At 39.6% G+C, this 20,731-nt stretch carries 25 protein-coding genes; 19 read left to right on the plus strand and 6 right to left on the minus strand.

What is annotated here, in order from left to right; all coding sequences use genetic code 11:
• Window positions 1-9 precede the first annotated feature (9 nt).
• Window positions 10-477 (minus strand): DinB family protein, encoded by a 468-nt coding sequence (locus tag CN378_RS03340; protein WP_179884792.1) that lies wholly within the window; start codon window positions 475-477, stop codon window positions 10-12.
• A 133-nt stretch (window positions 478-610) separates the two neighbouring features.
• Between CN378_RS03340 and CN378_RS22505 the strand changes: the two genes are divergently transcribed.
• On the plus strand, window positions 611-751 hold the full coding sequence (locus CN378_RS22505; RefSeq protein WP_179884793.1) for a hypothetical protein: 141 nt from the start codon (window positions 611-613) through the stop codon (window positions 749-751).
• Here CN378_RS22505 and CN378_RS03345 read toward each other — a convergent pair.
• Window positions 748-1,614 carry a helix-turn-helix domain-containing protein gene (locus CN378_RS03345; protein WP_179884794.1) on the minus strand — a complete coding sequence of 289 codons (867 nt, stop codon included), beginning with the start codon at window positions 1,612-1,614 and terminating at the stop codon, window positions 748-750. The genes CN378_RS22505 and CN378_RS03345 overlap by 4 nt on opposite strands.
• A gap of 302 nt (window positions 1,615-1,916) precedes the next feature.
• Here CN378_RS03345 and CN378_RS03350 point away from each other — a divergent pair, with 302 nt between their 5' ends.
• The 12 genes from CN378_RS03350 (at window position 1,917) to CN378_RS03405 (ending at window position 12,612) form a co-directional block, all read left to right on the plus strand.
• Window positions 1,917-2,738 (plus strand): hypothetical protein, encoded by an 822-nt coding sequence (locus CN378_RS03350; protein ID WP_098350520.1) that lies wholly within the window; start codon window positions 1,917-1,919, stop codon window positions 2,736-2,738.
• Between the two features lie 23 nt (window positions 2,739-2,761).
• Window positions 2,762-3,013 carry a PqqD family protein gene (locus CN378_RS03355; RefSeq protein WP_098350521.1) on the plus strand — a complete coding sequence of 84 codons (252 nt, stop codon included), beginning with the start codon at window positions 2,762-2,764 and terminating at the stop codon, window positions 3,011-3,013.
• Window positions 3,014-3,378: 365 nt separating this feature from the next.
• Entirely contained in the window at window positions 3,379-4,056 is a 678-nt protein-coding gene (locus CN378_RS03360; RefSeq protein ID WP_098350522.1) for a CPBP family intramembrane glutamic endopeptidase, read from the plus strand.
• Between the two features lie 11 nt (window positions 4,057-4,067).
• Window positions 4,068-4,889, plus strand: a complete 822-nt coding sequence (locus CN378_RS03365; protein WP_257140980.1) for an ABC transporter permease — start codon at window positions 4,068-4,070, stop codon at window positions 4,887-4,889.
• Between the two features lie 10 nt (window positions 4,890-4,899).
• Window positions 4,900-5,928: an ABC transporter ATP-binding protein gene (locus CN378_RS03370; RefSeq protein WP_098350524.1), complete on the plus strand. Its 1,029-nt coding sequence runs from the start codon at window positions 4,900-4,902 to the stop codon at window positions 5,926-5,928.
• Complete coding sequence (locus CN378_RS03375; protein WP_179884796.1) at window positions 5,894-6,712, plus strand: ABC transporter permease; 819 nt, start codon at window positions 5,894-5,896, stop codon at window positions 6,710-6,712. The genes CN378_RS03370 and CN378_RS03375 overlap by 35 nt, the downstream gene beginning before the upstream one ends.
• 17 nt (window positions 6,713-6,729) lie before the next feature.
• The gene (locus tag CN378_RS03380) at window positions 6,730-7,326 is read left to right on the plus strand and encodes a CYTH domain-containing protein (RefSeq protein WP_098350525.1); all 597 of its coding nucleotides are present in this window, start codon (window positions 6,730-6,732) and stop codon (window positions 7,324-7,326) included.
• Window positions 7,327-7,643: 317 nt separating this feature from the next.
• Window positions 7,644-8,540 (plus strand): radical SAM protein, encoded by an 897-nt coding sequence (locus CN378_RS03385; RefSeq protein ID WP_098350526.1) that lies wholly within the window; start codon window positions 7,644-7,646, stop codon window positions 8,538-8,540.
• Between the two features lie 22 nt (window positions 8,541-8,562).
• Complete coding sequence (locus tag CN378_RS03390) at window positions 8,563-9,117, plus strand: nucleoside-diphosphate kinase (protein WP_179884797.1); 555 nt, start codon at window positions 8,563-8,565, stop codon at window positions 9,115-9,117.
• 50 nt (window positions 9,118-9,167) lie between these two features.
• On the plus strand, window positions 9,168-10,469 hold the full coding sequence (gene murC, locus CN378_RS03395) for a UDP-N-acetylmuramate--L-alanine ligase (protein ID WP_098350528.1): 1,302 nt from the start codon (window positions 9,168-9,170) through the stop codon (window positions 10,467-10,469).
• Window positions 10,470-10,896: 427 nt separating this feature from the next.
• Window positions 10,897-11,529 (plus strand): type 1 glutamine amidotransferase family protein, encoded by a 633-nt coding sequence (locus CN378_RS03400; protein ID WP_098350529.1) that lies wholly within the window; start codon window positions 10,897-10,899, stop codon window positions 11,527-11,529.
• 363 nt (window positions 11,530-11,892) lie between these two features.
• Window positions 11,893-12,612: a glycerophosphodiester phosphodiesterase gene (locus tag CN378_RS03405; RefSeq protein WP_257140982.1), complete on the plus strand. Its 720-nt coding sequence runs from the start codon at window positions 11,893-11,895 to the stop codon at window positions 12,610-12,612.
• Window positions 12,613-12,766: 154 nt separating this feature from the next.
• Here the strand turns inward: CN378_RS03405 and CN378_RS03410 are convergent, their stop codons facing one another.
• The 3 genes from CN378_RS03410 to CN378_RS22835 form a co-directional block, all read right to left on the minus strand.
• Complete coding sequence (locus CN378_RS03410) at window positions 12,767-13,540, minus strand: nucleotidyltransferase domain-containing protein (protein ID WP_098350557.1); 774 nt, start codon at window positions 13,538-13,540, stop codon at window positions 12,767-12,769.
• A gap of 214 nt (window positions 13,541-13,754) precedes the next feature.
• Window positions 13,755-14,579, minus strand: coding sequence for a multinuclear nonheme iron-dependent oxidase (locus CN378_RS03415; RefSeq protein WP_098350531.1), 825 nt, complete (start codon window positions 14,577-14,579; stop codon window positions 13,755-13,757).
• 134 nt (window positions 14,580-14,713) lie between these two features.
• A complete protein-coding gene (locus CN378_RS22835) occupies window positions 14,714-14,839 on the minus strand; it encodes a hypothetical protein (RefSeq protein WP_257140983.1) in 126 nt (41 codons plus the stop codon).
• A gap of 338 nt (window positions 14,840-15,177) precedes the next feature.
• Between CN378_RS22835 and CN378_RS22280 the strand changes: the two genes are divergently transcribed.
• The gene (locus tag CN378_RS22280) at window positions 15,178-15,453 is read left to right on the plus strand and encodes a YceB family lipoprotein (protein WP_142323566.1); all 276 of its coding nucleotides are present in this window, start codon (window positions 15,178-15,180) and stop codon (window positions 15,451-15,453) included.
• 80 nt (window positions 15,454-15,533) lie between these two features.
• Here CN378_RS22280 and CN378_RS03420 read toward each other — a convergent pair whose 3' ends face one another.
• Window positions 15,534-15,773 carry a hypothetical protein gene (locus tag CN378_RS03420; RefSeq protein ID WP_098350532.1) on the minus strand — a complete coding sequence of 80 codons (240 nt, stop codon included), beginning with the start codon at window positions 15,771-15,773 and terminating at the stop codon, window positions 15,534-15,536.
• Window positions 15,774-16,007: 234 nt separating this feature from the next.
• Here CN378_RS03420 and CN378_RS03425 point away from each other — a divergent pair, with 234 nt between their 5' ends.
• Genes CN378_RS03425 through rbsC form a run of 5 tightly spaced genes read left to right on the plus strand, consistent with a single transcriptional unit; the run spans window position 16,008 to window position 20,723 of the window.
• Window positions 16,008-16,988, plus strand: coding sequence for a LacI family DNA-binding transcriptional regulator (locus tag CN378_RS03425; RefSeq protein ID WP_098350533.1), 981 nt, complete (start codon window positions 16,008-16,010; stop codon window positions 16,986-16,988).
• 6 nt (window positions 16,989-16,994) lie between these two features.
• The gene (rbsK, locus tag CN378_RS03430) at window positions 16,995-17,885 is read left to right on the plus strand and encodes a ribokinase (RefSeq protein ID WP_098350534.1); all 891 of its coding nucleotides are present in this window, start codon (window positions 16,995-16,997) and stop codon (window positions 17,883-17,885) included.
• Window positions 17,882-18,268 (plus strand): D-ribose pyranase, encoded by a 387-nt coding sequence (gene rbsD / locus CN378_RS03435; protein ID WP_098350535.1) that lies wholly within the window; start codon window positions 17,882-17,884, stop codon window positions 18,266-18,268. Before rbsK ends, rbsD begins: the two co-directional genes overlap by 4 nt.
• 18 nt (window positions 18,269-18,286) lie before the next feature.
• Complete coding sequence (locus CN378_RS03440) at window positions 18,287-19,777, plus strand: sugar ABC transporter ATP-binding protein (RefSeq protein ID WP_098350536.1); 1,491 nt, start codon at window positions 18,287-18,289, stop codon at window positions 19,775-19,777.
• A complete protein-coding gene (gene rbsC / locus CN378_RS03445; RefSeq protein ID WP_034756545.1) occupies window positions 19,770-20,723 on the plus strand; it encodes a ribose ABC transporter permease RbsC in 954 nt (317 codons plus the stop codon). Before CN378_RS03440 ends, rbsC begins: the two co-directional genes overlap by 8 nt.
• Window positions 20,724-20,731 lie beyond the last annotated feature (8 nt).

The raw sequence follows: 20,731 nt of genomic DNA on the forward strand, positions 1-20,731 counted from the left end.
TTTTGACTCTTAATCTATGAGGATGCGATTATCATTGATATTCGACTCTTGTGGCACATACCCAAGGTTGCTGGCCCAAATACTTATCTGTCCTATATGATGAAATTCTTGAATAATTACCTGGTGCAAACTATTATTCAAAAGTTGTGGAGTTCCGAAGCCGTCCTCCTTTTGGATCGCATTTGACTCAAATTGATTCTCGGCAATGAAAGCCCTTATAAAAGGTCTAGTATATCTTGAATATTCTACTACTTCTTCTATTGTAAGCATAGACTCTTTGTTGTTCTGAATTAAGTCAGGCTTCTCTTTAATAATGCTCATCCAATGTTGTTCTTTATAAATTAGATGAAATAACGTTTGAATAATATTTTGCATATCTTCCGACTTGCTATCAATTAATTTATTACCTAAAACCTCCATACACCACTCCAGCCATTCATCTCTAACTTGCCAATTATAAAAGAATAAATCCTTCATATATTCACCTTCCATATATAAGTAATTTATCAAATTTTAAGATAATTTGTTGTAAATATGTAAATTTGCATATTTTTCATGAAAATTATGGTTTATTATACACTTATCGAACGATAAACAGGAGGTTGTGCTCATGAAAAAAGTCATGTTAGGATTTTCGTTTATTTTATTACTAATTGGTGCCATCGCTCTCAGCAGCGATAAGGGAGTTTCGCTGGGGCAAAATGAATCGGATCTTCCATTCGAGCATTCTATTGAAAACCCTGAAGTTTAATTTAAGTATTTTTGTTTTTTTTCATGAATGATTTTCTCATAATATTTAAGATCTAAAAGTTTAAAGAAAAATAGAGCTTTCTTATAACATTCAGAAATTTCATCAAAGGGGTAATGAAGCTTTTCAAGACATTCGGCTTTTTGAAAATAGACTTGTCCAAGTAGGGACATATCATTTTTTTTACAAAGTTCTTCAATTGCCTTATCAAGAGTGGAAAGAGAAAGCTCTATTTGATTATCTAAGAACAGTACTTTACTCAAGTTATAGAGTACTTTAATACGAAAGGCAGTATACTCATTGCTCTCTATCTCAGTATTTAATATTGAATCATAATTACGAATACTTTCTTTAAATTTTTTCTTCTCGGCATAGATATTAGCAATGGAATTTTGAATGAACAAATCCTGGATAATATTTGTTCCAAAAGTCTGCTGCTTTAATAGAAGTTTTAGTTCTGTTAAACAAGTATCGGAATTAATTTTCTTTAGATAATAAGCAGATACATAATATTGCCATGATAAAAATTGTTTGAACTCAGGATGACATTCAGTTTTATTCAGTTCCTTTTCCACTGATTTAAAAACTTCAATGTAATTCTTATTCTGAACTAATGTCAATATTTTCTCAGTCAGACTATTCTTATAGGCGATATTATCATGAATTAGAACTTCGAAAAAATAAAAAGTGGGCACCTTAAGCTTATTGGCAACAAGATGAAGAATATCAATACTCGGAAATACATCACCTTTTTCTAGTCTGCTGATCTCTGATTGATTACAAATATTTGAAGCTAGTTGGTTTTGTGTCAAATTCCTAAGTTTTCTCAACTTTCTTATCTCTTTACCTAATACTTCTTTATCCAAAAAAGCCCCTCCAAATAAATAATCTATTGATAGATTAGTGTTATAAGTATTTAGATCCATATGTATCAATTATAAAGTTATGAGGGTTATATGTGAACTGTAATTGTAAACATATGTTTTATAGTAGTGATATAGTACTGAATCACACGGACCGTGAACTGGTGATAACTGGATGCGAGATAGGCTCATTAAAGTACATTTTTTAGTTAATTGGAAGGATAAGCTTGAAGTTGGGTCAATGGCTACCCAGGGAAATCAATATCTCTTAACAAAGCTAAGTAAATAAAAAGGAGAAGGTTTCAATGGATAACAACGTTAAAAATTTACTGAATAATCCAAATGTTATTATTGGGTACTTGAATGATATCAATTTTGATGATTGTATCGTGTATTTAGCTGGATCTCTTATGGAGGGATTTGGGAATTCCACTTCTGATATCGACGTTTATGTTATCTGTGATGTGTTTCCTGCAATGAAACAAGATGAAGAAATCGCTCAAAGTTTTCTACAGAGTGAACAGACCTTAATCCGTAACGTCATTCATGAAAGTATTCGATTGGATTTTGAATATTGGACCTGGTGTGAGTTTAATAAGGCGGTTAACTCATTGAATGGTCTAAATTTTAAAACAAATGAATACATAGAGCGGATTTCAGATGATGAATATGATTTGCTTCATAGATTGAAGTTTGGCAAGCCCATTATAAACTTTGAGAAATTTGAAGAAGTTTATAACAGTATTGATTTTGATAATCTGGGACATTATCGTGTAGCAGTCGAGAATGAGAGTTATCAAGGTTTGTTGGAAGATTTACAGGGTGCATATTTATCTGGAGATTATGGTTCCGCATTTTTTTTATCTCGATTGTTCCTGGATCGAGTGATGACTTCTTATTTGGCAGCCCATGGAGAAACAAACCCAAATTCAAAATGGTTGTATAGAAAGGCACTTCGATATCAAGAAAAAACAGGGGATACAGGCCTCTTGAGTAAGTACATTGAATTGCAAAGTCAACCGTTTGAATTAGATACCATTAATGAATTAGTCAAAGCAACGATAAAGTATGCACAATCGTTAAATATAAAATCTCAATCTACACTGAAAAATAAACAAACAAGTTGATTGAAATAAGGAGGAAATGAAACATGGTGCCTGCACAGAATATGTTTGCTAGGTTTAGCGTAATAAATGGTACGAGCTACTTGGCTCTTAATTATGATTTGTTTGAACTAAACGATGTTGGACAGGTGATTTGGGAGTCTATCGATGGAGAGAGGGATATAAAGGGTATTTCACAGAAAGTTGCACTTAAATACAAAACAGAAGTTAATGACGTAGAAAGTGATGTACAAGAATTTGTAGATGTATTAATTGAAAGAGGACTAGCTGAGGTCTAACCTGATAGATTTACCCTTATTTTCAACATTAATCATAATTGAGGTTTCTCCTTAATTATGAACGTGGTTTAACAGATAGGGAATTCAATATGGGAAAAGGGCACCGTTACAAGGGGAGGAGGGGATACATATGTACAAAAAGCCAACTTTAAAACAAGTAAAGCTAGTAGCTGGAAATCTTCCTAACTAATTATTAAGACGATTGCCCAGAGAAAGTTCAATTTACGAATTGAATGGCAATTGTCTGAGTTCAGATTTCACTTGAACTACTATTTAAGTGAAGAAATAAGTTTTTTACCTATCAAACGGTGCCCTTTTCCTTTATTGAATCTTTATCTACACGTAAATTTTTGGAGGCAGAAATAATGGTTTTAGATTACTTCATATTTGGTTTGTTTTTTGCATTTGCAATGATCTCAACAAATTTAATTAGAGAAAAAATTAATGGATCGAATTTAAAAGACATAGTTAGAATAACGATTTTCTTCTTACCTTTTCTTACTCCAGCAATATTCTTTGGATTACCTACCTTTTCTTTTACCTCTGAGAGTGGAATATTTCCTTATTTCATTGCAACTGGCTGTGCAATTTTCGCACTAGCTATTCAATATAAGGACTATAGCTCTTTATTAAGAAATGAGGTATATCCGCTTTTACCGCCAATTACCACAAAGGCCTTTATTGGTATTGAATCTTCAATCATTGGCAGTGCGATCTTTGAAGAAATCTTTTACCGTACATACGTACCGGATTCTGTATTTTGGATTGAATGTATTGTTTCTGGAGGTCTTTTTTCGTTGTCGCACTATATTCACCCCTTGACTAGAAAAACCTTCACTGCCAGATCTTATGTGATATTGTTTCTGCTAAGTATTGCATGGTACTACTCCTATAAAATAAGCGGAACTTTGTTACCAGCAATCATTGGACATCTTGTCTATAATTCATCGTCCATCATAATCATTTTCCGGAGGTACTTGTATTCACGACAAGAAGCAAAAAATCTGGCAATCAAACAAAAAGGAACTGGAATGTATACTTAATTCAACAAATATTGGAGGTCCAGCCATTGTTACAAGCAATAAAAGCCATTATCTATCGTAACCAAATATCAGATATAAGGGCCTATCCTTGGACTTTTACCTTAGGTCATTTGCTCAATAGTACGTATATTATCCTCGTTTCTTTTTTCACATACCATTACTTGATTCAAGGCCAATTAGACAGCAAATTTTCGGAATTTGCAGGAACCAATGATTACCTGACTTATGTAATCATTGGTGGACTGCTAAGTACTATTTCGGTCAGTATGATGATGAATGTCTCCAGATCTCTAATAACTGAATGGAGGGAAGGAACGTTAGAAGTACTGATGCTTTCTCCAGCGAAACGTTCTTCTTATTTTATTGGCACTGCTATTCAGCAGCTTTACAGAGTGGTAATTGAATTATTGCCGGCTCTTATCATAGCTTTCTTCTTAGGTTTGAAATTAACAAATCCAGATTCATCTGCGATCTTTGGTTTTCTTTTATTCATGATTTCATGTTTTTCAATTGCTTTAGTATTAGCTGGAGTAATGTTGTACACGCGTGATACTTACTTTGTTCAGAATAACCTGTTTACCGTTACCGGCTTAGTGTGTGGTTTCGTATTTCCAATTGAATATTTGCCTGTGCCGCTTCAATGGATAAGCAAGATTTTTCCTATAACAGATTCAGTATTCCTGTTCCGGGATTCTATGTTAACTGGCATGTCTATTTGGGAAAGTCCACTTAAAATTATGTCCGTACTAGGTTTGAGTTTCATATACACCCTTATTGGTGCATATATGATCAAATATGCTGAAAGAACAGTTTTTGATAGATCAATAGCTTAGGAGTGATTAAATGCTATCTGTAAATGGAGTTACAAAAATTTATGAAAGTAAGAATAAACTAGGCTGGTTCCGGTCTGAAAAAAAGCAAAAGGTGGCAGTGAAAGATTTAAACATTAAACTGTATCCAGGTGAAATCATTGGTCTCTTAGGATTAAACGGAGCTGGAAAAACAACTACCATTAAAATGATTTCCACTTTGCTTGAACCAACTAGGGGCTCAATCACTATAGACGGTCTGGACACTGTAAAAAACCGACAAAATATTCTTGAAAAAATAAATATGATTGCTGGTGGAGAAAGGATGCTTTATTGGAGACTTACCGGGCGTGAGAATCTAATGTATTTTGGCAGGTTATATGGACTGGCTGAAAATGAAATCATTACCCGTGCAGAGATCCTTTTAAAAGAAATGGGATTAGAAGAAGCTGCGGATACTCCCGTTGAAAACTATTCAAAAGGAATGAAACAAAGGCTGCAAATAGCCCGTGGACTTATTAACGATCCAGATTATCTGTTAATGGATGAGCCAACATTGGGTCTGGATGCCCCTATTGCAAGGCAGCTTCGTAAAACAGTCAAGCGCTTAGCTGCGGAAAGTGGAAAAGGAATTCTTTTGACCAGTCACTATCTTCAAGAAGTAGAAGAGCTTTGTGACCGGGTGTATGTAATAGATAAAGGCGAGCTCATTATGTGTGCTACACCTTCGGAAGTTGTAAAAAAAGCTGCTAGATATGAAACCTTGCATCTTCATATTCAGGATTTCATAGAAGAGAGATTACATTATCTTAATCATTTCTTAAATATTCCGGAAAGTGATGTTTCACTGATGAAAAAGAATGATCAATCTGGTCTGCTTTTAAGTATTAAGACGGACTCAGTGGATGACTTAACCCCTGCCATCCTTCCTTGGTTAATGAAAGAAGGGGTACAGATAAAAAATTTAACAGTGGAAAAACCTACTTTAGAGGATGCGATTGTACTTTTATCTGAAGGAGGGCTTCAAGATGATGACAAGATCCTGGCGGGCGTTTCGAGCTGAGCTCTATAAACAACATCGAAATGACTTTGGTGGAAGCAAAGTTATTTTTTATTCATTACTCATGTGGCCAGTTCTCACTTTTTTAACGACTTATTATTCTTTCAAACCATTCCGCGATGGTGCTGGTTCTGCCCTTGCACAAGTAATTGAAGGTGGGGACATAGCGTTGTTTCTACTAAGCGGTTTCCTAGTATTTCAAATTTTTTGGACAGTTGTTCAATCGGCATGGACTTTTGAACTCGAAAGAAAACAAGGTACCTTGGAAGTGGTTTATCTGACTCCTGCTTCTAAGACAGTCTTTTTATATGGGAGATCAGTTTACTCTTTATTTAATGGAATATGGATGTTTTTTGTTTTTTGCATCCTGACCTTCTTTTTTATCTCAAACTTAAGCGGAATTTCTTGGGGGTATTTAGCAGCCTCTCTCCTCCTGATGATTGTATCAGCAGTGATATGGGGAGCATTCTTATGTGCACTTTGTTTATTCTCACGCGATTCCGGCTACCTGTATTACATTTTTTACGGACCTATGAACTTATTCGGCGGAGTACGCATTCCTCCAACAGTTTTTCCATATTGGGCTAAAATAGCAGCTGCCTTATTCCCTGTAACTTATAGTTTATTTATGCTCAGACAAGCCCTGGAAGGACAGATTGATTCAACTTGGTGGTTGATGTGCGGCGGGTTAGTGTTATTTAATGCATTGTTGATTCCGGTTACGTATGGAATTCTCACACTTGCTGAAAGGCATGCCCGAAGGCAAGGAAGTTGGACATTGTTCTAGAAAGGGAGTATGAAAATATGAAGGTGAAGGAACAAGAACTTAAACTCTTACTGGATGCAGCAGGTTTTAAGCATCTGCTAGCTAATAAACCAACAAAAATTCTAAAGCAGATCAATTATTACTATGACACTCCTCATTTAGATTTAAAGAAATCAGGGGTCACTCTTCGGATTCGTGAAGAGAACGACGACGTGATTTTATGTATGAAATCGAAATTAAATAAAGCCGTGTTTGTGACCTCTGATGAAGTACAACGAATCGTTTCAAAGGTGGTTCTCGAACAGTGTATGGATAATCCAGATTTCATAATGGAGTATTTACCTGAAAGCAGCAGAGCCGTGATAGTGTCTCTGACAAAAAGAGAGAAGTTGAGTTTTCTTGGAACCATTAAAAATACAAGACATTGTCTTAACATCGTAAAGAACTATACTTTTGAGCTGGATCATTCTGAATTTCCCAATGGGGTTCAATCCTATGAGTTGGAAATAGAAGGGATTTCAAATCAAGAAGAATGTGAATATATTATGAACCTGCTTAAAGATAAACAAATTACATTTCAATTAAACGGGAAAAGCAAATATGAGCGTTTTCTGATAGCCCTGAATAATATCTAAAATTCAAGAAAATGAAGAATATATATTCTTTGCCGGTGGGATTCAGCCTGGACTAGATTCTCTAGGCGTGCAGTTACCTGTTAACACCTCCGTATTGCTCCTCATAATAGTGTGTCGGCTATAACGTCATTACAATCAGTTAATCAACAGGTGTGTTTGTATCTATTAGCTAAGAAAACGTTCTTATCTGGAATAAAACCCGGGCTATCTTCCTAAGCCAGAGTGTTTAAGTCATGGAATGAATCAAAGCCGCCTGAAAGATGATTGAGAGGACATAGGCGCACTTTAAAAATTCAAAAGAGGAAGAGGGAAAATCTATGCTGGAATTAAATAGAAGGATTCAATTAAGCGGTGGAAATAAGTGCTTTGTAAGGTGTCCTGGGTGCTACAATTTTTTTAGTGGTAAAGACTATATAACAAGTGATTTGATAAATTTTCTGTCAGAGCTAAAGGAAAAAGTAAATATCTCTAAAGTGACAATGTCTGGTGGAGAACCATTGGCGCGTGAAGACATGCCATACATACTCAGAACATTAAAATCGTTAGACTATACCATAAACCTGGATACGGTTGGTCTATCTTTAATCAGAGATGTTACCATCGGAAAGAATACCCTTATCAATAAAATTTCTTCCAAAGATATTGTTCAATCAATTGATGTTATTGGAATACCATTTGATGGTTCAACAGATGAAATAATGAATATGTTCAGGCGTAAATTGAAGGTTCATGAGGTATTGGGTATTTTAGATGAACTCAGTTTAAATAATGCCAACATAGGAATTAATACAGTGGTTCATAAGAACAACATTGATGATATCGTCAATATTTATCATCAACTCAGAAACTATAAGAGCATAAGAAAATGGCAATTATTTCAATACATGCCCATTGGACCAGGTGGCTACAAGAACAGGCTAAAGTACGAATTATCTGATGAGCAGTTCAACAGTCTTGAAGAAATACTCCATTCGATTAATGATTCTCAGATGGATATTCAGTTGAAATCCAGGCTGCACAGAAAAAATAAATATTTATTAATCGATGGTGAAGGGGTTGTGTGGATCCCGAGGCAAAATGAACATAATGACTGGTTAACGGAAGATGAGAATAACGAGAGAATTCTTCTTGGCAATATTAACGAAGAGAACGCAGTTAATAAAATTTTATCCCAAGTAGAAAAATATGACAAGGTTCCAGCGAAACAAATATAATAATAGAAAGAAGGGTATGAAATTGAGAGGTTTTATTCTCTTGAAACCTGAAGCCATTCAAAGAAATTTAGTTGGAAAGATTGTATGTTTTATTGAAGAAAAGGGCCTAAAGATAATTGGCCTTAAGATGATTACGGCTACAAAATATCAAATACGACAATTGTATGAAGAACATAAACATTCATCTCATTATGATGATCTAATAAACTTATGCTCAAATGGTCCTGCAGTAGCTGTTGCCATTGAATCTCCACTGGGTATCGATTCTGCCGAATTACTAAAAGACCTGCAGGGAAGGCATGATGTAGCTGGTACCATCAGATTTTATTTTTCATCTCATCCTTCAAGAGGTGTGCTTCATTGTTCTTCCCCTGGAGAAGGAATAAGAGAGTCTGCAATTTTCTTTACCGAATCGGAGATAAATAATTATCACAAAGTACTAGATGATTGGATCATATCAAACCATTATATTCCTCCATCTTATAACAGTGAAAAACCTAAGAATTCAGAATCGACTATAAACAAAAGATTTGAAGGAAGTAAGGCTGACTTGTTCTTAAATCCATTAAACTATTAATATTCGTTTAACTTGCATTAGACCCTGGAGACAACTGGGAGGTCATAATAATGAATGCTTTTCATTTCATTGGGATAAAAGGCGCAGGGATGAGTCCCTTAGCGCAAATTTTAAGCGATATGGGTTTTGATGTTCAAGGCTCTGATATTGAAAAACATATCTTTACACAAGAGGGACTTGAAAGAAGAAATATTCAAATACTAAATTTTAATTCAGATAATGTAAAAGAACATCACATTGTTGTTGTAGGGAATGCGTTCGATGATGACCATATGGAGGTCAAGAAAGCCAAACAATTAAACTTAAAAATCATTCGGTATCATGATTTGTTAGGTGAATACAGTGAGGAGTTAAATAGTATAGCGGTAACCGGCTCCCATGGGAAAACTTCAACCACAGGTTTGATGGCCCATGTATTTAACCAATGCCAGCCAACATCTTACTTGATAGGTGACGGTACTGGTAGAGGAGAAAAGGATAGTAACGATTTAATTTTCGAGGCCTGTGAATATAAAAGACACTTCCTTGCCTACAAACCTTCCTATGCTGTCATAACAAATATTGATTTTGACCACCCGGATTATTTCAAAGACCTTGAGGAGGTCTTTGAGGCGTTTCAATCATTTGTTTTTCAAGTTAGAAAAAGAATCATAGCCTACGGAGATACTCCCTTGTTGAGAGAACTAAAAACTAAGGTGCCAATCAGTTATTTTGGATTTCATGAAGATAATGATTTTCAAGCCGTAAAGGTACATTTAACTGATTCTGGGACGGTTTTTGAAGTAAAGATGGAAAACAAATCTCTCGGTACATTTGAAATCGCAAGTTATGGAAACCATAATGTACTAAACGCATTGGCGGTTATTTGTGTTGGCTATCTGGAAAAGAAAAACATGAGAGATATCAGGGAAGGACTCAAATCCTTTAACGGAGTGAAAAGACGTTTTTCAGAAAAGATATTTAAAGATCAGGTAATCATTGATGATTATGCACATCATCCTACTGAAATTGCGGCAACTATAAGTGCGGTACGACAGAAATATCCTGATAGAAAGATCGTTGCTATCTTTCAGCCGCATACATTTTCCAGAACACAACGTTTTCTTGATTCTTTTGCAGACAGTCTTTGCTCAGCAGATTCCGTATATCTGTGCGAGATTTTTGGTTCTGCTAGAGAGAATAAAGGAAATGTCAGTATTGAGGAGTTACAAAATATTATACCAGATTCCATATTATTAAAAGAACAAAACATTTCAAAACTGTCCCACCATCCCAACAGTGTATTATTATTTATGGGGGCCGGAGATATTCAAAAATATCAAACAGCTTACGAAAATTCGCAATTAGTTTAGGCGATTGGACAGCATAGTCAGTATAAGTTTATTTGAGAGTGGGGCGTAGGGACAGGTTCATTGTCCCAATTTGAGCTATTGGATTGATAATTAAGCCTTTTATTAAAACGAATATTAAGACACCTCAAGTATTATCCATCGCTACTTCAGTATTGGGAGAAAATAACAAAAATATACAATCAATGAGAATACCATTAGATCATACATATACCGACGAATATTATGATGGGGTCGGATTAGTACTTGACTTAGATGTTAGTGAAAATAAGAAAGCTATCAAAGATTTTCTATCTGAGTAATTATGTAATGGGGCTGGGATATAGAAATTTTAGTTAACTTTTCATCAAGTATGAGAACTTCCCTGACGCTAGCTGTCAGGGAAGTTTTATTATAATGGCTGTATCAATGGTGATTGGAGTGTGATTGAATGCAAATACAAAAAGCATTTCTATATGTATTTAATACAATGTCGGACTGGGAATATGGATATGTAATGGCTGAGCTGAACTCAGGAAGGTATTTTAAAAAAGATGCAGCACCTGTAAAAGTCATGACAGTAGGAGCTACTACAGATGTGATTACCTCGATGGGGGGACTGAGTATAAAACCGGATATGTCCCTTGATGAATGTACTCTTGAGTGGGAAGATCTTTTAATCTTACCAGGAGGGACGACTTGGAGCGAAGACATTCATCAACCAATCTTGGAAAGGGTTGGCCAAGCTTTAGAGCATACCACGATTGTGGCTGCCATTTGTGGTGCAGTTGAGGGTCTCGCAAATATGGGATACTTAGATACCAGAAAGCATACAAGTAATAACTTGGAATATACGAAAATGGTATGTCCTCACTATAAAGGAGAAGCGTTCTATGAGTCGGGACCAGCGGTAGCTGATGGCAATTTAATTACGGCATCAGGAATAGCTCCTCTGGAATTTGCGATGGAGGTACTGAAAAAAATAGATGTGTTTGCGCCGGATACATTAGATTCATGGTATCACCTGAATAAGACTCATGAACCCCAATACTTCTTTCAGTTAATGAATTCAATAGGTAAGTGAAGGTGCTGAAAAGCTCCATTTCTCTATTGCGATTTTTAGAGAAGTGGGGCTTTTTATTTTGGACTTTCCTGACGATAGTCCTATTGGGAAGTTTCATTTGCGTAAGATTGGGAATTTAATAATGAAGTCACCCAACCACCAATAATCGGAAGCAACGTCATATTCGTCACTGATCAACAGACGGAAATATTCCGCCTATTAACTCAAGAAATGAAATAAGGGATGATGTTTCTGTGCGTAATTGGAAAACCTCCGCTTATTTCTTTGTGAAGAATACGTATATTAATTACACAAGGCACTCTTTTAGAAACTTCTTAAAGGGATATTTCTGGTCAAAGTTCGCGAAGAAAAGAGGTAATGAAAATGAAACTATTTGCTCATCGCGGAGTGAGTGGAGAGGCTCCGGAAAACACACTGTCTGCCTTTAAAGCAGCAGCCGAGTCAGGTGCCCACGGGATTGAACTGGACGTACAGCTGTCAAAAGACGGCCAGATGGTCGTCATCCATGATGAAACCATCGATCGCACTACAAATGGAACCGGCTTTGTGAAGGATTTGACATGGGAACAGCTCAGAACCTATGACGCCGGAAATTGGTTTCACCCCTCCTTCAAAGGAGAGTCCATTCCTTCACTAGAGGAGGTCCTGGATGTGGTGACCACGCATCGTGACTCGATAATCATCAATATCGAGCTGAAGAACGATCAAATCGACTACCCACAGTTGGAAGAAAAGGTCCTGGAGCTGCTCAAAGAAAAAGGAATGAAAGAACAGACGATTATTTCTTCTTTCAATGCCGAGAGTCTGAAGAAAGTCAGAGAGCTTGATTCTGATATTGAGACAGGTTTTCTTTTTGAAGGGATTCCAGCAAATATTCTGGATCGGATCAAGCCCTTACAGGTTAACGCCATCCATTGTGATGCATCATTTGCCCAATCGCCAACGGGGAGAATCGTCATGGAGATGGGAATTCCGTTACGTGTTTTTACCATCAATACAATGGAAGAATTTCAGTTGGTGAAAAAAGCGGGTGTAGAGGTTGTCATGACTGATTATCCGGGGTTGTTATTGGATTATCTATAGAGACCTAAAGGGGACTGTTTTGAGGTGCTCGGACAACAAATAGTGACACTCAAACTAGAAGCCATAAAAAGTAAAGAGATTCGTCGATTGACGAGTCTCTTTGTTTTGGAATATAAATTGTTTGCGATATATAAGCGTGTATGCACGGGAAAAATTATATTTCTGAAGGAGTAGTTCTGGAAGCAGCCAATGCAGTTAAAGCCTTCTCAATAAAACGATATACTTCTTCTGCAATCCCCAGAAATTCTTCCACATCTACATGACTATCCATGTAACACGCATACAGATAGTCAACTAAAGCTACATCTATAGTGCAATAATCTAAGATGCCATTCTTCATCTTAGAAATGTCATCTTGCCAAACCCCTGTATCTTCTAAAACCAAAGAGTATAATGCACGAATTAATTTCTTTGAGTAACCTTTGGTATATCTGGATTTTAGCGTGTCATCAGTGACATTAGAGAGAAAACCGCGAACGCGCTCCACTGCCTCTTGAGTGTCTGAATTCAAGTCTAATATGAACTCAGGTGAAATAAGAATAGGCGGTACTTCTTCACCAATATCAGTACCATGTATACAAACACAGATGATCTTGATCCAAAATCCCCATTCATTGGGCTTACTTCTTACATCATCCAGTGAACAAATAACCGTATCAACCTTCGTTACGAATCGATATTTTTGTAACATCTGGTCCTTCAGACACGATACTCTATCATAATCTATATCTTCTGGTCTTTCACATACTATTGTAAAATCTGCATCAGACTCAAATGGCTTAGCAGTCCCTTTAGGAATGGAGCCACACATATAAATACTGTGAATCTTCCCATTGAACTCTGAAAGCAAGCCAGCTGTATACTCCTCTACAAAAGGCTTGTACTCACTCTGAATATTGATCTTCTTTATAACCTTCTCCAAAACCATATCTGCTCTCATTTTATCTCCCCCTGGTTAAAAGTCATTTTATAAATTTTTCTTTTATTGCTTTTTCACTATCCTGCCCTTTAACCGAATAAAGAAAAAACGCTGAAGATCAGATATCCGATCAATCTTCAGCTAAAGCCGAATAACTCAATATCAGGATTTCTCTCCAACTTGTCCTATCTAATGAACAATATTTATAGATTTCTCTTTCAATCTAATTTTTTTGATTGAGCTTTACCATTTCATAAAACTCAGGTACTTGTTTAGATAACACCTCTTTATCTGTACGCCACTCAAACGCTGGTCCAACTCCTCCATACTCTAGAGCTACTACCCACGGTTTTTGCCATTCTCCGGTTTTTATTTTTTCCAAGGACCAAGATGCCAATTCCCAATCATCTTTTGTCATTGGCATACTGTCCCGCAGTCGTCCATGTTCATCTTCTTGGATGCCAGTAATATGAAGTTCTTTTAAATTATAAACTGGGAGTTTTGATATGTATTCTTTTACATTTAATCCAAGGCATTTAGAAGTCATTTGTGCATGAGCTGTATCAAGTAAAAAACCACACCCAGCCTTATTAACAATTTCCGAGAGAACTTCGGGATTAATTACTGAACTCATCATATTTTCACCCCGCCCTCGGCAGATTACGTTTTCCACTATCACGTTTTCAATACCTACTTCTTTACCTACGATTTCAATATCACGTAAAACTGCGTCCACCATTAAATTAATGTGCTTTGGCTTATCAGTTAGTACATCATAATCTGGGTACTGTTTAGAAAAAGCCACAGCGTGGACATTTACATATGGGGTTTGAGTCCAATTTTTTAATTCCTTAATAAGTGTCCAATCGACCCCATTCAACTGTCCGCTACCAGCATTTAAACCAAAATGAATATAACAAGGCTTTGTCCTCTCGGCTTGCTGGATAAGTTCCTTACTAAAATCTGGACATTTAAACATTTCAACATCAATTACAGTGTCTTTTACTAATTGCTCCGCCTCAATTGAATAATTTACAGCTATCTTCACATCTTCACCTCATTTCTAACCCACTTTTATGTTTGATTTACCAAAGATAAATTTTAGCCAAATTCAATTAACCTGCCCTTTACTTGAACAAAGGGAGGCTCGTGTTTTAACAAAGTCCCTTAAAGAAAGGAGCTTTACCTAACAGCAATATCATATAGGTAGTTCACTACATCGCCCATTCGCCAAGCGATAACAGCCATACTAATGGCAATAACTACTAAACTTCCAACCTTAATCAGTTCTACTGTATCCTTCGCCAATATTTCTCTCCCCTTACATTTAGTTTCTTACACCGTTAACCTGCATGATCATTGAAGAGGGTACTGCCGGCATTAGCTACTTCCCTATTTCACCAAATGTTCCGTATCAAGCGAAAAATCATTTTTGGTATAAACAATAAGATGTTGAAAACCACTTCAGATATAAACTCTAGAAGGGTATCTTTAAAAAATTCTTTACTGTTTTGTTTTTTATTTTTCATTTTCTAGCTCCCAAGTAATGAATTAAATGATCATTTCAAATAGTCCTATCCAGCTTTGCTAAAATTGTAACTTGATCAATCATGATAACGTCTAAATGAACATGCGTGTGAACGCTTATGAAGCGAATCGTAATAGTGTGTTCTCTTTTATTCATTTTGATTATAACTGGTTGTAACAACCTCTCCACACCGAAAATTTCTGAAGATGAAGCACAATCAATTTTGTTAGAAGAACACACCAAACACATTGGAAAAGTTAAAATCATATCCGTCAGTCACAAGGGGGAAGAGTATGTGGTCCAATGGGAAAATAAAGAAAACTGTAAGAATGGAACAGACTATGTTCATGACCAAACTGGTGAAATAACAAAAGGGGAAGTATCTATATGTTAACTCGTTGCTTTCCCTTGGGATAGACCTTTTATCAAAAATATGGGTGATCTGTTAGATATAAAGAGAACCGTTGGGTCTCCTTAATCTTTAGACCTCTTCTTTTCAATCATGGATAATATCGAATACATGAGAATTCCACAGGCGGTCATCAGAAGAAAAGTGTTTGTGATAAGGTTAAAATCAAGCTCATGAATGACTTGTTCTACTTCTCCGTTACCACTGACCGTAATGTATTTCCATCCATCATATTCGAGCGTAAAGAAAGAGAGAATCAAGCCTAAAATAATTCCGCCGACAATTGAAATCCAGCCTTTTTTCATTGCCTCACCCCTTAACGTAAGTATAAAGGAACAAAGGGGGAAATATTAGTAAATTCTGTAATATTCGTTGATATCTATTCACATCTGGATAAAATCCCCCCTCGAACACGTCCGTGCCATCCATTTAAAAAGAGATCAAAACAAACGAAACTATTGCAACCGGTTACAAAAATGTGTTATCTTATGTGTAACCGGTTACACAATAACCAACCAAACGAACAGGAAGTGACGTGTGTGGCAACAATCAAGGATGTGGCGAGTGAAGCGGGGGTGTCGGTGGCGACGGTCTCCCGGGTGCTGAATGATAACGGCTATGTAGGAGTCGAGACGAGGAAGAAAGTGATGGGGGCGATCGAGAAGCTGAATTACAGCCCAAACGAGGTGGCGCGCTCTCTCTATAAACGGGAGTCTAGGCTGATCGGACTGCTGCTTCCGGATATCACGAACCCGTACTTCCCGCAGCTGGCGAGAGGGGTCGAGGATGAAGTGAGCGAGGCTGGGTTCAGGCTCCTCCTTGGAAACAGCGACGAGAACATCCAGAAGGAACTGGATTATATCCAGACCTTCGTTCAGAACAATGTCGTCGGCATGATTTCTGCGACCAATCATGTGGAGCATGATCAGCTGTATAGTGAATTGAATCTCCCACTCGTCCTCCTTGACCGGACCACGGACAACTATCCGGCTGTTTATGCGGACGGCCGTAAAGGGGGACGCCTGGCGGCAAAGACCTTAGTTGAAAAAGGGGCGAAGCGGATCACCGTCATGAAGGGGCCGGCACACGTCAAGCCGGCTCAGGACCGATTCCGGGGAGCCGTCGAGTACTTAAGCGGGACAGACGTCGATTTCACGGTGATGTCCACGACCTCATTCTCCTTTGAAGACGCAAAGGGCTGGGCAGAGGAACTGTTCGCTACCTATCCTGATACGGACGGCGTCATCGCGAGCAATGATATCGTCGGAATCGCGATTCTCCATGAAGCCTTGAGGCTCGGGAAGAAGATCCCTGAAGACGTACAGATCATCGGCTACGATGACATCCCTCAGAGCAGCCTTTCCTATCCGTCGCTCTCGACGATCAGGCAGCCGGCTTACGAAATGGGCAGACAGGCCGCGGCACTTCTGATTAAACTAATAAAAAAAGAAAAAGACATTGATACAACCGTTCAGCTACCGGTTGAACTCATACAGCGAAACACAACAAGAAAGGGATGAAGGAAGATGAAAAAAGCGAAGATTGCCGTAATCGGCAGTTCATCCATGGACCTGGTGGTCACATCAGCGAAACGCCCTGGCGCAGGGGAAACGGTACTGGGAGACAGCTTTGATACGGTACCTGGAGGAAAAGGGGCCAACCAGGCAGTCGCAGCAGCAAGACTTGGAGCAGACGTTTACATGATCGGGTGCGTAGGCGATGATCCTTACGGCCAAGAGATTTTGGAAAACTTTAAGAGTAATGATGTTCATACCGAGTATGTGGAACCGGTTACAGGTGAGAAATCCGGAACCGCTCATATCATCCTTGCTGAAGGGGATAACAGTATCGTCGTTGTAAAAGGGGCCAATGATCTTGTGACACCAGAATACGTCGAGAAAACAGCCAATTTCCTCAAAACATGTGATCTCATCATGATTCAGCAGGAAATCCCTGAGGAAACGGTCGAGTATGTGGCAGACCTGTGCAACAAGATTGAAGTACCACTGCTATTGAACCCGGCACCGGCACGGAAGATTTCACAGAATGTCATCGTTCGCGCCAGCTACCTGACACCGAATGAACACGAAGCAGATGTACTCTTTAACGGGATGAACCCGTCAGAAGCACTGAAACAATATCCTGACAAAGTCATCATCACCGAAGGAGCAGCCGGAGTTCGCTACCATGACGGAACAAAGGAAATCATGGTTCCTTCCTTCAAAGTCGAAGTGGTGGATACGACAGGGGCCGGCGATACGTTTAATGCCGCATTCGGAACAGCCGTTGCTGAAGGACAAACAATGGAAGAAAGCCTCCGATTCGCAAACCGGGCCGCATCGCTTTCCGTTACCGGATTCGGGGCACAGGGCGGCATGCCGACAAGAGACGAAGTGGAAAGGAAGCTGGCAGAATGAAACGACATGGCATCTTGAACAGTCACATCGCAAAAATACTAGCCGATCTCGGCCACACGGATACAATCGTCGTGGCCGATGCCGGTCTCCCGATTCCGTCAGACGTCGTGAAAATCGACCTGGCAATGAAACCGGGAGAGCCATCCTTCCTTGACGTGGTCGAACTGTTAAAGGAAGAAATGGTTGTTGAAACCGTCACGTTAGCTGAAGAAGTCGAAACAAATAAAGGGGTTAAAGAACAAATGACCTCATGGTTCGATGGGATCCAGTATGTATCCCATGAAGACTTCAAGAAAGAAACCCATAAAGCAAAGGCCGTCATCCGCACGGGAGAAGTCACACCGTACGCGAATTGCATCCTTCACGCGGGAGTCATTTTTTAAAACAAAGGGGGTAGTAGCATGCAGATCAGCATGAAGAATATCCATAAAGCATTTGGGACGAACAAGGTCCTTGAAGGCGTCGACATCGAGATCGGGGACGGTGAAGTCCATGCCCTGATGGGGGAAAACGGCGCCGGAAAGTCGACCCTGATGAACATTTTGACGGGCCTTCACAAGAAGGATCAGGGAACGATCACCATCGGCGGGAAGGACATGACGTTCGATAATCCGAAGCAGGCCGAGGAATTCGGCGTTGCCTTCATCCATCAGGAGCTGAACGTCTGGCCGGAGATGACCGTCCTTGAGAATCTTTTCATCAATAAGGAACCGGTTACACAATTCGGTCTCATCAACACCAGAAAAATGAAAGCGGTTGCGAATGAGCAGTTTAAAAAGCTGAACATTTCTATCCCTCTTACAAAAGAAGCAGGACAGTGCTCGGTCGGGCAGCAGCAGATGATCGAAATCGCCAAAGCACTTATGACGGATGCAAAAGTCATCATCATGGACGAGCCGACGGCGGCCTTGACGGACCGGGAAATCGAAACGCTCTTCACCGTCATTCGTTCCCTAAAGAAAGCCGGCGTGTCGATCGTGTACATCTCCCACCGGATGGAAGAGATCTTCACGATTTGTGACACGATCACGGTCATGCGGGACGGACGCACGGTGGATACGACGCCAATCCCAGAAACCAACTTCGATGAAGTCGTGAAGAAAATGGTCGGACGTGAATTAACAGACCGCTTTCCAAAACGCCAACCAAAACCAGGTGAAACAATGCTTGAAGTGAGGAACCTGACGAAAAAGGGACTGTTTGAAAAGGTCAGCTTCGAAGTACGTTCAGGTGAAATCGTCGGCGTATCAGGATTGATGGGAGCAGGTAGAACGGAAATCATGCGCACCATCTTCGGACTTGACGGACGTTATGAAGGCGAAATCCTCGTGAACGGGAAACCGGTCACCATTAAAACACCTGATCAGGCAGTGAAGCTCGGTCTTGGATTCATCACGGAGGATCGGAAGGATGAAGGACTCGTCCTCGACTTTTCCCTGAAGGATAATATCGCCCTTCCAAGCCTCTACAGCTTCACAAAGAAAGGCTTGATCAATGATAAAAGCGAACAGGACTTTGTCGAAATGCTCATCAAACGGCTGACGATCAAGACCGAATCAGCCCGGACTCATGCAAAGAACCTATCCGGCGGGAACCAGCAGAAAGTGGTCATCGCTAAATGGATCGGCATCGGTCCGAAAGTGCTCATCCTCGACGAACCAACAAGGGGTGTCGATGTCGGAGCAAAACGGGAAATCTATCAACTGATGAACGAGCTCACCGACAGGGGTGTCGCGATCGTGATGGTCTCATCCGAGCTGCCGGAAGTTCTCGGAATGAGCGACCGCATCCTTGTCGTCCATGAAGGGACCATCGCAGGAGAGATTTCAAAGGAAGACGCCACACAGGAAAAAATCATGACATTGGCGACAGGAGGTCACGCACATGAATAACGCACTTAAAACGAATCACGTCGGCAATCTGATGCAAAAGCTTGGTCCACTTCTCGGACTGTTTGTGCTGATTGCGACCGTATCCATCATCAACCCTAGTTTTCTAGAACCTTTGAACTTATTGAATCTACTACGTCAGGTCGCGATCAACGCCCTGATTGCCTACGGGATGACCTTCGTCATTTTGACCGGCGGAATTGATTTATCCGTCGGCTCGATCCTCGCCTTATCCAGTGCCCTTATGGCCGGGATGATGGTGTCGGGAATCGACCCGATCCTTGCAATTCTGATCGGCTGTATTCTCGGAGCCGTAATGGGAATGGTCAACGGACTATTAATCACAAAAGGAAAAATGGCACCATTCATCGCGACACTTGCAACGATGACGATGTTCCGCGGTTTGACGCTTGTGTACACAGACGGAAACCCCATCACGGGACTTGGCGACAGCTATGCTTTCCAACTGTTCGGAAGAGGATACTTCCTTGGAATCCCGGTACCAGCCGTCACCATGATCCTGACGTTCGCGATCCTGTGGGTGATCCTGCACAAAACCCCGTTCGGCCGAAAAACGTATGCCATCGGTGGGAATGAAAAAGCAGCCCTGATCTCAGGGATCAAAGTACCACGCATCAAAGTGATGATCTACTCCCTGGCTGGCTTACTGGCAGCACTCGCAGGAGCGATCCTGACGTCACGCCTGAATTCAGCCCAGCCGACAGCGGGTACATCCTATGAACTCGATGCCATTGCCGCCGTCGTCCTAGGCGGGACTAGCCTATCAGGCGGACGCGGACTGATCGTCGGAACACTGATCGGTGCACTCATCATCGGAACGTTAAACAACGGTCTGAACCTGCTCGGCGTCTCATCCTTCTTCCAAATGGTCGTAAAGGGTGTCGTCATCATCATCGCCGTTCTCATCGACCGAAAGAAAGCAGCGTAGGAGGGATA

The sequence above is a fragment of the Bacillus sp. AFS015802 genome (assembly GCF_002561455.1).
Taxonomy (GTDB): Bacteria; Bacillota; Bacilli; order Bacillales; family Bacillaceae_B; genus Rossellomorea.